This window comes from Nonomuraea sp. NPDC004702 (genome assembly GCF_053601695.1).
The window spans coordinates 64,575-77,661 of the sequence record NZ_JBSGCE010000031.1; the positions used below are offsets into that span (position 1 = coordinate 64,575).

At 71.2% G+C, this 13,087-nt stretch carries 12 protein-coding genes; 4 read left to right on the forward strand and 8 right to left on the reverse strand.

Translation table 11 applies throughout. The features are described 5' to 3' along the window. Positions 1-18: 18 nt before the first annotated feature. The 5 genes from ACWEJ6_RS32145 to ACWEJ6_RS32165 form a co-directional block, all read right to left on the reverse strand. Positions 19-471, reverse strand: a complete 453-nt coding sequence (locus ACWEJ6_RS32145) for a hypothetical protein (protein ID WP_449919767.1) — start codon at positions 469-471, stop codon at positions 19-21. A gap of 18 nt (positions 472-489) precedes the next feature. Further along, positions 490-2,190 carry a tetratricopeptide repeat protein gene (locus ACWEJ6_RS32150; protein ID WP_452428671.1) on the reverse strand — a complete coding sequence of 567 codons (1,701 nt, stop codon included), beginning with the start codon at positions 2,188-2,190 and terminating at the stop codon, positions 490-492. Positions 2,191-2,386: 196 nt separating this feature from the next. Next, complete coding sequence (locus ACWEJ6_RS32155) at positions 2,387-3,607, reverse strand: DMT family transporter (protein WP_452428673.1); 1,221 nt, start codon at positions 3,605-3,607, stop codon at positions 2,387-2,389. Between the two features lie 437 nt (positions 3,608-4,044). Beyond that, positions 4,045-4,533, reverse strand: coding sequence for a GNAT family N-acetyltransferase (locus tag ACWEJ6_RS32160; protein ID WP_358294741.1), 489 nt, complete (start codon positions 4,531-4,533; stop codon positions 4,045-4,047). Then, positions 4,530-6,086, reverse strand: coding sequence for an XRE family transcriptional regulator (locus ACWEJ6_RS32165; protein WP_452428675.1), 1,557 nt, complete (start codon positions 6,084-6,086; stop codon positions 4,530-4,532). The genes ACWEJ6_RS32160 and ACWEJ6_RS32165 overlap by 4 nt, the downstream gene beginning before the upstream one ends. A 272-nt stretch (positions 6,087-6,358) precedes the next feature. On the opposite strand from ACWEJ6_RS32165, the gene ACWEJ6_RS32170 reads away from it, so the two are divergent. The 4 genes from ACWEJ6_RS32170 (at position 6,359) to ACWEJ6_RS32185 (ending at position 9,990) form a co-directional block, all read left to right on the forward strand. Continuing rightward, positions 6,359-6,643 carry a hypothetical protein gene (locus tag ACWEJ6_RS32170; RefSeq protein ID WP_352360547.1) on the forward strand — a complete coding sequence of 95 codons (285 nt, stop codon included), beginning with the start codon at positions 6,359-6,361 and terminating at the stop codon, positions 6,641-6,643. 544 nt (positions 6,644-7,187) lie between these two features. After that, entirely contained in the window at positions 7,188-8,075 is an 888-nt protein-coding gene (locus ACWEJ6_RS32175) for a mechanosensitive ion channel family protein (RefSeq protein ID WP_452428677.1), read from the forward strand. A 9-nt stretch (positions 8,076-8,084) separates the two neighbouring features. Then, entirely contained in the window at positions 8,085-8,465 is a 381-nt protein-coding gene (locus ACWEJ6_RS32180; RefSeq protein WP_387678998.1) for a globin, read from the forward strand. Positions 8,466-8,481: 16 nt separating this feature from the next. Then, positions 8,482-9,990, forward strand: coding sequence for a glycoside hydrolase family 13 protein (locus ACWEJ6_RS32185; protein ID WP_452428680.1), 1,509 nt, complete (start codon positions 8,482-8,484; stop codon positions 9,988-9,990). Here ACWEJ6_RS32185 and ACWEJ6_RS32190 read toward each other — a convergent pair. The 3 genes from ACWEJ6_RS32190 to ACWEJ6_RS32200 all read right to left on the reverse strand — a co-directional run bounded on the left by ACWEJ6_RS32190 (position 9,985) and on the right by ACWEJ6_RS32200 (position 13,081). Further along, positions 9,985-11,139, reverse strand: a complete 1,155-nt coding sequence (locus ACWEJ6_RS32190; protein WP_452428682.1) for an MFS transporter — start codon at positions 11,137-11,139, stop codon at positions 9,985-9,987. The two genes, ACWEJ6_RS32185 and ACWEJ6_RS32190, sit on opposite strands and share 6 nt — an antisense overlap. 50 nt (positions 11,140-11,189) lie before the next feature. After that, positions 11,190-11,573: an acyl-CoA thioesterase gene (locus ACWEJ6_RS32195; protein WP_452428744.1), complete on the reverse strand. Its 384-nt coding sequence runs from the start codon at positions 11,571-11,573 to the stop codon at positions 11,190-11,192. A gap of 77 nt (positions 11,574-11,650) precedes the next feature. Further along, complete coding sequence (locus ACWEJ6_RS32200; protein ID WP_452428684.1) at positions 11,651-13,081, reverse strand: MFS transporter; 1,431 nt, start codon at positions 13,079-13,081, stop codon at positions 11,651-11,653. Between the last annotated feature and the right edge of the window lie 6 nt (positions 13,082-13,087).

A 13,087-nucleotide genomic window follows, 5' to 3' on the forward strand; every position in this document is an offset into this window, starting at 1 on the left:
GGCCGCCGGTCCCGGGCGTCAGCCGCCGAGCCCGAACCAGAGCACGGCGAACACCCCGCACGGCACGCCGGCCAGCGCCAGCGCGATCAGCACCCGCCACCGCAACGCGAGCCCCGGCCCGGTCACGAACGCCGCGACGGCCCCCGCCCCGGCGAACACGACCGCGGCGCCCACGGCCTGCGCGGCGGTGTACGGCACCGACGGCAGCAGCTTCCCGGCCGCCCAGAACGCCACCGCCGCCCCGGCGGCCACCAGGGCGGCGCCCCGCGCGGGCCGCACGTCCACGCGCTCCAGCACGTACGCGGCTCCGGCGAGCATGACCAGGCTGATCGCCAGGAGCGTGCCGAGGGCCGGGGCCAGGCAGTCCCAGTCGGCGCAGCCGACGCCCGCCCACGCCAGCCGGGCGGTGGCCCACCACAAGACCCCCAGTGCCCCGCACACCCCCGCGGCTCGCCCAATACGCCCCGTCATGCATTAATCGTCCCACTGTCAGGAGGAGGCGGCCGCGCGGAGCTCGTCGGCCTCCGCCTCGGCGGTCCTGCCCAGGGCGCGCAGGGCGACGGCGCGGTTGGCGTACAGGTCGGGCTGCGGGTCCAGCTCGACGGCCCGGGTCAGGTCGGCGAGCGCGCCTTCGGCGTCGCCCGTGGCGTGACGCAGCACGCCCCGGTTGCCCCAGGCGGCGGCCAGCTCGGGGGCGTGCTCCAGGGCCAGGTCGAGGGCCGCCGCGGCCTCGTCGAAGCGGCCCGCCGCCGTCTCCAGCTGGCCGAGCACGGTGAGCAGGTGCGGGTTCTCCGGCGCGCGGGCGAGCCCGGCCGTGACGTCGGCCCTGGCCTCCTCGTCCCGCTCCGCCGCCGCCAGCAGCCCGGCGCGGTTGACGTAGGCGTCCAGGTAGCCGGGGTCCAGCTCGATCACCGTGCCGAGGTCGGCGAGCGCCCCCTCCACGTCGCCCCGCACGGTACGCAGCTCCGCCCGGTTGTAGTACGCCTCGGGCAGCGGCGGCCCGGCCCGCATGGCCCGTTCGTAGTCGGCCAGCGCCTCCTCCGGCTGCCCCAGGCGGAACAGCAGGTTGCCGCGTTCCAGGTAGGTGTCGGGGAAGCCGGGGTCGAGGGCGATGGCGGCGGTGTAGTCCTCCAGGGCCTCCTTGGTGTGGCCGAGCGCCCCGAGCAGCTGGGCGCGGTTGGTCAGCAGCACCATCCGGTGCAGCGGGTGCCGGTCGCCCAGCTCGCCGGCCAGCTCGACGGCCGACTCCACCAGCGACAGCGCGGCTTCCAGCCGTCCGTGCCGCAGCTCGACCAGGGCCAGGCCGTTGCGGTCGAAGCCGAGCTTGAAGGCCCGTTCCAGGGGGTCGGGCAGCAGCCCGGAGATGGCGATGGCCTCGTTGAGCCAGCGGCGGGCCCGGCCCAGGTCGCGCTGCGCCGGGTCGGGGTGGCGGGCGTCGAGCATGGCCGTCCCGTACGCGGCGGCGGCGTGCACGACCGGGTCCTGGCTGGCCGCGCGGGCCCAATCCCACAGCTCCCGCGCCTCCTGGACGCGGCCGAGCCCGCCGAGCGCGGTGGCGGTGCGCTGGGCGAAGCGCCACCACGCAGGGTCCCCCGGTTCCGTCCGGGCCAGGCCGAGCTGCCCCAGCTCGGCCGCGGCGTGCAGGAAGCCCTCGCGCATGCAGCGGTCCACCAGGGCCCACAGCTCGTCGGCGCCGCGCTCGTCGGCAGGCGGCTCGGGGCCCTCGGCGTAGACCGTGACGGCCAGCGTGCCGGCCGGGACCCGCCGGGTCAGGACGTCGAGAAGCTCGGTGTCGGTGGCATCGGCGTGCGCGCCGTTGCACACCGCGAGCGTCGCGCCCGGCCGCACGGCCGCGCGGACGAACTCGGCGATCCCGTTGGCCAGCCTCAGCGTACGGCGCGGCGCCGGCACCAGGATGCGCTCCTCGTCCGGCAGCCCGGCGTCGATGGTCGTCCGCCGGACGGGGACCTGCCCGGCCAGCTCGGGCGCGACCGCCCGGATCTCGATGTCGTGGGCCGCGACCAGCTCGCGCGTGGCGTCCGGCACCAGGTGCCGCAGCAGCGCGGCGCCCACGGTGTAGGGGCCGCGCGGCCGGCGATGCGCGTCGATGACCGGCATCAGCAGCCGCACGGCCCCCCATCGGGCGGGTGGGCCGCCCTGGACGCTGAGGTGGGACCTGTCCTCGGTCACCCCTTGTGAATGACGCCTGCGGTCCCTGCGAGCCTCGCGGTGCCTGGCTTACGGACGACGATGCGCTTCATGACGTGCCTCTCCGATGGGTGTGACTATCCATTATTCGGACACCCAACCGGATATCAAGATTTATGGTGAATAAGTGGCGGTTTAACGAATAAGAAGCACCTGGCATTTGGGTGCGTCCCGCAGCCTATTGAGACCGAAACCAATGATCGACCGCCGCGACCCGCGCCTGTTCCGATTCCTCCATCAACGTGCACAGGCACCGCCCGACCAGCGTGACGGACTGGCAGCAGCCCGGCCCGGGCAGTTTCTTGGCGCGCACGATCGCGGTCGCCCGCTCGATCAGCCGCTCCAGGCTCGGCTCCCCGCCGCCCTTGAGCGCGTGGGCGTTCCACGGGCACGCCTCGACGTCCTTGCACGCGCTCTTGGCGATGAACGGCGCCGGCCCCGGCTCGAACCGCAGCCGGTCCTCACGCTTGATCCGCAGGTCGGCCAGCACCAGCGCGGCACGGCGGGAGACCTCCAGCAGGTCGCGCCTGCCCGGCCGGCTCTCTTTTCCCCCGGCCGCCCGTTCGGGCAGGGCCAGCAGCATCGCCGCGGCCATCAGCCCGCCGCCCATCACCATGCTCCAGCCCACCTGCTCGTGGAACCAGATCACCGCGATGGCGGCCACCCAGAGGGGCTGCGAGGACATCATGATCGCGCTGGGCACGGCCGGCACGTGTTTCTGCCCGTACGAGCGGGCCAGGAACCCCAGCGCGCACGACACCACGGCCAGGTGCGCCAGGATCGCCCAGTCGGGCAGGCTGGACGGCAGCGTGATCCCGCCGCGCAGCGCGAAGCCCCCGGTGAGGATGCCGATCGTGAACAGCTGGATCGTGGTCAGCGCGTACGCGTGGAAGCGTTCGCCCTTCTTGGACAGCTCGGCGAGCATGAGCGTGTGGGCCGAGTAGAGCGCCGCGGCCGTGAGCGTGACGCCGAGCGCGAGCAGCGAGACCTCGTGGTCCTCGACCCCGCGCAGCAGCGTGAACACGGTCATCCCCGCCATGGCGAGCACCACCCCGGCCCACACCCGCCGCGGCGCCCGGCTCCTGAACATCACCAGGGCCAGGACCGGAGTGATCACCACGCTGCACCCGACGGCGAACCCCGACACCGCCGAGGGCAGGCTGTGCAGCGCCAGCGCCTGGGCGGTCTGCCCGACGCCGAACAGCAGCCCCAGCACGAGCCCGTTGACCCACGTCCGGCGCGACAGCCCCCGCAGCGAGCCCGGCCGGATGACGAGCAGCGTCACCGCGGCGATGAGATACCGCTCGGCGAGCAGATCCTCGACCGGTAACCGGAGAATGAGATCCTTCATCAGCGGGAACGCCGACCCCCAAGCGGCGCTGACGAACAACAGAAGCACGGCTCCCAGGAGGGGTCGGGGAGCGGGCATGCCTGCCATGGAGCAGAGCATGCCACTACTAAATGCATTCGCCAGAGCACGCGGCGAAGCCGGTGAGGTTACTGTTCCACTTGGAGTTAAGACCCTCACTCCAGGCCCGAAACATCCATACCGGCGGCGGCGAAAACAGCTCTTTCCTGCGGTTACTGCCCGGTACGGCCGAGCTCTCCACATTCGCACTGTGTACGGACGCGTGCGCGTACCGTGCGAACGGGCCGATGCCTCGCCCCGGAGACCGTCACTCTCTGCGATCATCGCGAGGCGGTGTGGTCACGCCTGAGCGTAGAGGTCGCAGGAACGCCACGGGGGCGGAAAGGGGAAACAAGCCATGGCCCCAGGAGGGGATGGGGCGTGGCCGCCGGATCCGGAAGCGTCGGACCGCGGCGTCGTCGCCGGAGCTAGAGCTCCATGGCCGGCGTGCGCGCCAGCCGTTTCTCGCCGTAGATGACGACGAGGTCGCCCACCTGGCGGCGCGACAGCTCACGCCAGCCCTGACGGGCGTACAGCGCGAGGGCCGCGCCCTGGTTGAGCGTGGTGTCACCGCGCAGGCTGCTGAAGCCGAGCTCCAGTGCGCGGTCTTCGAGGGCCGAGAGCATGACGCCGCCGTAGCCGCGCCGCTGGAACTCGGGATGGACCCTGAGCCTGCACACCTCGGCGGTCTCCCGGTCGACGGGCTTCAGGCCGCCCATGGCGACCACCCGCGAGCCGGTCTCGCCCACGATGAAGTCACCGCCGCAGGCCAGGTAGATCTCCTGGATGCGGGGGAAGTCGTCGTCGTAGTAGACGCCGTCGCCGGGTTGGAGACCCACCTCGGCGAGGCAGATCCGGTGCAGCGCGAGGATGGTGTCGAGATCGGACCAGCGGTACCGCCGGATCTTCAACGTCATCCACCGCTCCCTTCCTTCTGGACCGACCTCCGACGCCTCAGTTCGGCGCTAAATTCGGCCAGCATTGGATGTTTGTCGTCCTTCTTCATGATCGCCTGCTCCAGAGCGAGTCCCGGGCGGATAATGAGGTCCGTGAGGTATTCATCCCCCAAAATGCGCAAGGCCTTCGTACTAATTCTCAGGGCTTCGTCGAGGTCACCCTCCAGGAGACGACACTGGGCTTGGTCGAACCTGATCAGAGTCTGGTCGAGGACGTGGTCCTCGTACTTGCCGAGCGCCTGGTCGAGCACAACCTCGGCCTCGATGGTCTGGCCGAGCTTGGTGAGCACGTCACCCTGGTAAAAATAGAGCTGCTTCTCGGTGTAACCGAAGGCCATGTCCTCCTGCTCCTCGCTCCTCATGCGGGAGAAGGCGCTCCTGGCCCGGGCCAGCGCGCGCTTGGCCTGGTCGACGACCTCCTTCTTGCTGTCGGTGCCCGAGAGCATGGCCAGGGCCCGCGCCTCGACGACCGGCGCCATGGCCTGGGCCACGCACGGCGTGGCGCCCGCCAGGTCGCGGCTCTTCTTGGCCAGGTTGAGCGCCTCGCGGGCGTCGCCGTAGTAGAGGGGGACGAGCGACTCCCTGGCCGTGATCCAGGCCCGCAGCGCGCGGTCGCCGGTCTCGTCGGCGGCGATGCGGCCGGTGCGGAAGAACGACCGGGCCAGCCGGTGGTCGCCCAGGTTGATCATCACCATGCCGCTCAGGCCGGCCAGCTGCGCGGCCATGCGGCACAACCGGTCCTGGAGGTCGATCGGCTGACGCCTGGACAACGCCGTGCGGACCGCGCTCAGCTCCAGCAGCACGTCGCACAACAGCCGCAGCGGGGGCGTCGTGGTGTACTGGCGGCCGAAGGCCAGCGTCGCCTCCTCCCACTGGTCGAGCATGCCGCCCGACACGGTGGCCGAGACCAGCGTCTCGTCCATCCGCCGCCGGATGCCCTCGCACGCCCCCAGCACCGGCCCGTCGAACTGCTGCTTGAACGAGACGTCGGTGTCGAGCAGGTTTAACAACGTGCGCCGCAGGATGTTCTCGTCCTCCTGGGCGTCGGCCTCGACGGTCATCGGATGGATCACCAGGTCGCGCGGGAGCGACGCCGACCCCTGCAAACGACCAGTGGGCTCGCTGAGCACGCCGGGCATCCGGTGGCCGTGGCCGCAGATGCAGGGCCCGTCGAAGCCGAGCTCGATGGGCTCGACCCGGTAGACCGAGCACAGGTAGTGGAGGTATTCAGGGCCCGGCCGCTTGAGCCCGCTCTCGTACGCCGACAGCAACGTCTCGCCGATGCCCGGCGGCGCCTTGGCGTCGCGCTCGAACAACGCGCGCACCTGCTCGATCACGTCCGCCAGCGCGATGCCGTAGGACAGGCGGTGCGCTTTGATGCGGGTCGTGCTGAACTGCGGCGAGCACGCCTCGTGGATCTCTTCAGCTATCTGGGCGGAGGTGCGCCCGGTGGCAAGGCCCTTGGCCCTGATCCGCCGGGCGATCTCCGTTTCCCTGTGCTGCCTGCCGGACATCCCGGCCCCTCTCCCGATGTCTCGACCCGTCAAGACTGGTGACTCAGCGTAGCCCTCAGGTAGCTCTTCGCCTAGAGATGACTATGAAGCAGTGAGGGCTGTTTGGAAACGTGCTCATCAAGCCTACGGTTAAGGATCGTCCTCCGAGGGACTGTTTCTTACAACCCATGAGGGAATAGCCACTCCCTGTGATCAGCAGAGTGGCGTTGCGTGTGCTGTTGACTTGAGCCATGTTTGGCCCACCAGCAACGATTCCCAAGGAGGACGAGAAGGTGACGGACGACAAGATCGGACATCTGCAGCGCCTCGTATCCGAGCTCGGCGCTCGCGGTCTGCTCGCACGAGTGGTCCAGACCCAGAGCGGCCGGCAGTTCGTACGCGTCATCAACCCGAAGGCGACGAGCCTGTCCGAGAACGTCACCTGCCGGCCGGCGAACGCCTCGGACCTTCCCGACTGGTGGTACTGCTGGTCCTGGGGCGAACCCATGCACACGGCCGACGACCCGGCCGGTGCCGCGACCAAGGTCGCACGCGTGCTCGCCGCGGTGGGAGAGTGACCACGCGGTGATCCGGGTGGAGCGCAGCCACCACGGGTCACCGCCCCCACGGCGGCCCCGCGGGGCCGGCGGGACGATCGGTGCGGAGGGCGTCCGGGTTGCCGGGCCCCTGATCGTCCCGCCGGTTCCGGCCCCTTCGCGCGGGCGTACGCCCGTGCGCGCAGATCAGCCCGGCGGGTGCGCCCGCCGGGTGCCGGGGGGATCACCTCCCCCCTTGGAACCGGAACGGGCCATGCTTCCGGGTGTGTGGCCCGTCCGAGCCGACCGTCATCGGAGCGTCCGGTCTCTCCCTCCGCGGCCCAGAGACCGGGCGACCCCGTCTTCCCCGGCGTGATGTGACGGCGGCCGGTTCGGTCAGCGGTATTTTTAGATCCAATTGGACTGATTTGCCGCTGACCGAACCGCTTCCTGAGGGGGAATCCACCCAGTGTTCCTGTTGGTGACACCAGGGCCATCGCCTACGCCCACGCCGGCAGATTCGTCGCTCGTGCAGGACTTGGACAAAGTGAGCTCGCAGATGGCGCAAGCCTGTCAAGGTGACACGGTGTTCTGTGGTCCCCTGGTCGACTGGCTCGACAACGCCTCCTGGGCGCCGTTGCTGGCCAGCTTCATCACCATCGTCCTGATCCTGGTGCTCGGGTTCGTCGTGCGGAACATCTCGCACCGGGTGATCACCAAGGTGGTGAACCGGGCGGCCACCGGCGGCTCGCTCACCAACAGGTTCCGCCGCAACGCGGCCACCGACGGCATCGACGCGCTGCTGCACGAGCGCCGCAAGCAGCGGGCCGAGACCATGGGGTCGGTGCTCAAGCACATCGCCTCCATCGTCGTCCTCGGCACCGCCATCCTCACCGTGCTCGACCGGCTGACGATCCCCATCGCCCCCCTGCTGACCAGCGTCGGCATCCTGGGCGTCGCGATCGGCTTCGGCGCGCAGGAACTGGTGAAGGACTTCATCGCCGGCATGTTCATGCTGCTGGAGGACCAGTACGGCGTGGGCGACGTGATCGACGCGGGCGCCGCCGTCGGCACCGTCGAGGCGGTCACCCTGCGGGTCACCCGGCTGCGCGACGCCGACGGCCGCGTCTGGTACGTGCGCAACGGCACGATCACCCGCGTCGGCAACGAGTCGCAGGGCTGGTCGCGGGCCTACTTCGACGTCCCGGTGGCCTACGACGCCGACATCACCGCCGTGCGCGCGGCGCTGGAGATCGTGGCCGAGGAGATCTGGGCCGATCCCGAGTTCCGCGAGAGCGTGATCGTGGAGGAGCCCCAGGTGTACGGCGTGGAGCAGCTGTCCGACAGCGCGCTGGTGTTCCGCATCACCGCCAAGACGCTGCCCTCCCGCCAGGCCGAGGTCGCCCGGGAGATCCGGCTCAGGGTGAAGGCCGCCCTGGACTCCGCCGGAATCCCCATGGTCGCCATTGCATAAGGTGAGAACGTGACAGAGACCTCCTTCTACGACGCCGTAGGCGGCGAGGAGACCTTCCGCCGCCTCGTCCACCGTTTCTACGAAGGTGTCGCGGAAGACCCCCTGCTGCGGCCGCTCTACCCCGAGCCCGACCTGACGGGCGCCGAGGACCGGCTGCGCGGATTCCTGATCCAGTACTGGGGCGGCCCCAACACCTACAGCCAGGAGCGCGGCCATCCCCGGCTGCGCATGCGGCACGTGCCGTTCGTGATCGGGGAGGCCGAGCGCGACGCCTGGCTGCGGCACATGCGTGACGCGGTCGACTCGCTCGGCCTGCCCGACGATCAGGCGAGCAAGCTCTGGGACTATCTGGTCTATGCGGCCCACAGCTTGGTGAACTCGCCGACATAACGGGCATGACGCCCACATGGATATCCCCTGGTGGCGTGATGCCGTCGTCTACGAGATCTACGTTCGCAGCTTCGCCGACGCCTCCGGAGACGGCGTCGGCGACCTGGCCGGGGTGCGGGAGCGGATTCCGTACCTGAGGAGGCTGGGGGTCGACGCCATCTGGCTGACGCCGTTCTATCCCTCTCCGATGGCCGACGGCGGTTACGACGTGGCGGACTACCGCGGCGTCGACCCGCTGTTCGGCACGCTGGCCGACTTCGACGCGCTGGTGGCCGAGGCCCACGAGCACGGGCTGAAGGTGCTGGTGGACATCGTCCCCAACCACAGCTCCGCCCAGCACCCCTGGTTCCAGGCCGCGCTGCGGGGTGAGAAACGCGACCGGTACATCTTCCGCGACACGACCAACAACTGGCAGTCCACGTTCAGCGGCCCGGCCTGGACCCAGGTCCCCGACGGGCAGTGGTACCTGCACCTGTTCGCCCCCGAACAGCCCGACTTCAACTGGCGCAACCCCGAGGTGCACGCGGAGTTCCTCGACGTCCTGCGCTTCTGGCTGGACAAGGGCGTGGACGGGTTCCGCATCGACGTGGCGATGGGCCTGTACAAGGCCGAGGGGCTGCCCGACGTCGGCGACCAGTCGTTCACGTCGGTCTCGCCGGTCTGGGGGCAGCCGGAGGTGCACGGCGTCTACCGCGACTGGCGCAAGGTGCTGGACGCCTACCCCGGTGAGCGCATGGCCGTCGGCGAGGTCTGGACCGACAGCGCCGAGGACCTCGCCCTCTACGTACGCCCGGACGAGCTGCACCAGAGCTTCAACTTCGCCTGGTTGCAGGCGCCGTGGTCGCCGACCGCGTTCAAGAAGGTGATCGACGACACCCTGGCCTCGGTCCCGTACGCCACCTGGGTGCTGTCCAACCACGACGTCGTACGCCATCGCACCCGCTATGAGACCGCCGATCCCGGCACGGGCCTGGCGCGGGCCAGGGCGGCGCTGCTCACCATGCTGGCGCTGCCCGGCTCGGCCTACCTCTACCAGGGCGAGGAGCTGGGCCTGCCGGAGGTGACCGACCTGCCGGCCGAGGCCAGGCAGGACCCGGTGTTCTTCCAGTCGCAGGGCAAGCTGCCGGGCCGCGACGGTTGCCGGGTGCCGTTGCCGTGGTCGGCGGAGTCGCCCTCCTACGGGTTCTCGCCGCCCGGCGTGCGGCCCTGGCTGCCGCAGCCGGCCGCCTTCGCCGAGCTGACGGCCGAGAAGCAGGAGGGCGACGCGGACTCGACGCTGGAGTTCTACCGCCGGGCCCTGGCCTGCCGCCGCGAGCTGGCGGGTGTGATTCCTTACACCCTGGAGTGGCTGGACTCCCCCGGCGGAGCGCTTTTCTTCTCCCGGGGTCCGCTGATCTGCGCGATCAACTGCGGGATGGAGCCCGTACGGCTGCCGGCGCACGACGCGGTGCTGCTGTCCAGCGGGACCGTCCAGGCCGGGACGCTGCCGCCGGACACCGCCGTGTGGCTGCGCCGGGAGTCATGACCGAGAACCGGCCCGCTGCTCGCCGCGGACGGGGATGACGGGCAGCGACACCAGCGCGCAAGCCAGGCCGGCCGCGTACGCCGCCCAGTACCCCGTCCCGGTGATCAGCGCTCCGGCCAGCGGCGTCACGCCCAGGGCGACGACGTTCTGGACGGTGTTGTGGGTGCCGAGCACCTTGCCCGCCCAGGCGGGGCCGGCCAGCTCGCCCGCCCTCAGGTAGGCCAGCCCGTTGCCGGACACGGTGAGCACCGAGGCCGTGGCGAGCGCCACCGGGCCGAGCAGGCTGTCCGTCGCCGTGCCCACGACCAGCAGGGCGAGCACGGCCAGGCAGGCGCAGGTGAGCAGCAGCAGGGGACGCATCCGCAGGCCGACCCGGTCGGACCAGCGGCCGACGGCCACCCGGACCACGGCCCCGGCGACGGCCGACAGGCCGAAGAGCTGGCCGGCGGCCACGGCGTCCCAGCCGTACAGGCCGACCAGGCAGGTGACGCCGTACGTGCTGACCACGATCTGCGGCATCGCGTGCAGCCCGCTGGTCGCGTGCACCCGCCACAGCGCCGGCTGCCGGTACGGCGACCGCGCCGGCCCCGCGCTCCCCCCGGCGATCGAGTGCGGCGGCTCGGCCAGGAACAGCGCGGCCAGGACGGCGGCCAGCAGGCTCACGGCGGAGCAGACCAGCAGCACGCCGGGCAGCCCGTGCGCCCGCGCGACCGGCGGCAGCACGAACGCCGCGACGGCCATGCCGAGGGTGTAGGACACCTGGCGCAGGCCCATGGCGACCCCGCGCTCGGGCGGCTGGAACCAGCGCAGGACGATGCGGCCGCCGCCGACCATGGCCGCCGACCCGGCCGCGCCCGCCAGCGCGAGCAGCGCGATGACCGCCCAGGCGGGCCCGGCGAAGGCGACGGCGGCGAGCAGCACGGCCGCCAGGCTCACGCCGATGCCGAGCACCAGGCGCTCGCCGTGCCGGTCGGCCAGCGCGCCCCAGGCGACGAGCGCCACCAGAACACCGATTCCCGGGGCATTTCCAATGACTCCGGCCACTGCCAGCGGAACACCGAAATGTCGCTCAATTTCTGGCATGACGAGAGGCAGGCCGAACAGTCCTAAGGTGACGCTCGCATGGGCGTTGACCCCCAGTGCGAGCATCAGCCAGCGCTTCCTGCCCGGACCGGAGGGCGGCTGCGGTTCCAGGGCGGTCAGCCCTGGGCCGAGTAACGCTTGAGCAGGACGAGCTCGTCCTCGCTGAGCCGGCGCGGCGCGGCCCGCTCGACGTCGTAGGCCACGATCACCGAGGTGGCGGTCGCGTAGACCTCGTCGTCGTCGCGGATCTCGTAGGCCAGGGTGAAGCGGACCGGCCTGAGCTGGGTGACCCAGGTCTCGACCCTGACCGGGTCGGGGCGCAGGCCCAGCGGGCGGCGGTAGTCGATCTCGTGGCGGGTGACCACGAGCCCTCCGAAGGGCGCCTCGCCCGCCCGGACCGGATCGATCGCGAACATGCCGAAGCGGGCGTCCTCCAGGTAGTCGAGGAAGCGCACGTTGTTCACATGCCCCTGGGAGTCGATGTCGGCGAATCTGACCATGCGGAGGAAGACGTGCCGGTGCGCCGGGGAGGGTTCTGCCACGTCCGCCACGGTACCCGTACCGTCCGGCCCGCTGGTCACCGGGCCTTGCGGCGGGCCAGGCAGGCCAGCACGGTCAGCACCGAGATCGCGGCCATGCAGGTGAGCGCCCAGCGGTAACCGGTCACGAGCAGGCCGACCGCGTCGCCGGAGAGCTGCGACAGCGTCCCGGCGAAGACGCGCCGGTGCAGCGCGGCGGGCAGCGGCGCGGTGATGATCGACAGCACCAGGCCGGTGCCGACCACGTTGCCGGTGTTCTGGAGCATGAGGCGCATGGCGTTGACGATGCCGAGGCGTTCGGAGGGCAGGCCGTCCAGGATGGCGGTGGTGTTGGAGGGCAGGAAGACCCCCGAGCCGAGCCCGATGAGCACGAGCCCGGCGGCCACCGCCGGGTACGGGGTGGTCGCCGACATCGTGCCGAGCAGCGCCAGCAGGCCGCAGGTCGTGGTGGCGGCCCCGGCCACCGCGAGGGTGCGCGCGCTGGTCAGCCGCTGAAGGAAGCCCGACGTCACCGACGCGACCATGGCCGCCACCGCCAGCGGCAGCACCTTCAGCCCGGCCTGTACGGGATCGTCCCCTCGCACGGCCTGGAAGTAGAGCGCGACGAGGAAGACCATGCCCATCCGCGCGACGGCGTTGAGGAAGGAGGCGAGCGTGCCGAAGGCGAAGGCCCGGTCGTGGAACAGCCGCAGGTCCACCACGGGATGGGCGGCCCGCCGCTCCCTGGCCACGAACAGCGGTAACCCCACGGCGAACGCGGCGAGCCCGGCGGCCACCACCGGATGCCCCCACCCCAGCCTGCCGAACTCCGACAACGCCAGCAGCAGCCCGCCGAGCGTGACCAGCACGAGCACGCTGCCCGGCAGGTCGAGCCCGCGTTCGCGCCCGGCCGGTTCGACCCGCCGCAGCGTGAGCGCGCCCCACACCAGGCAGACCACCCCGATGGGCACGTTGAACCAGAACACCCAGCGCCAGCCCAGGTTCGAGGCGAGCACGCCGCCGAGCGTCGGGCCGATCAGCCCGGCGATGGAGAAGGAGGCCACGTAGACGCCCATGCCCTCGCCCAGCCGCTCGCGCGGGAAGGCGTCGCTGACCAGGGCGGCGCTGTTGGTGAGCAACATCGCCGCGCCGGCGGCCTGCACGACCCGCATGGCCACGATCACCCACGCGCCGGGAGCGAACCCGGCGAGCAGGGCGGCCCCGGTGTAGACGGCCAGCCCGATCAGGTACATCCTGCGCCTGCCGAACATGTCCGCCAACCGGCCGAACACCACCATCAGGACGGTCGTGGTCAACTGGAAGCCCAGCAGGATCCAGCCCGCGGCCGTGGCGTCGGCCCCGGTGTGCCGGGCGATCTCGGGCAGCGCGACGTTGATCGCGCTGCCGCCCAGCCCGGTCAGCACGCTGGCCAGGCTCACGACCGAGAGCGTGCGCCAGGCGTGGCCGACGGGAGCGGTGGTCGTCGTCACCAAGGG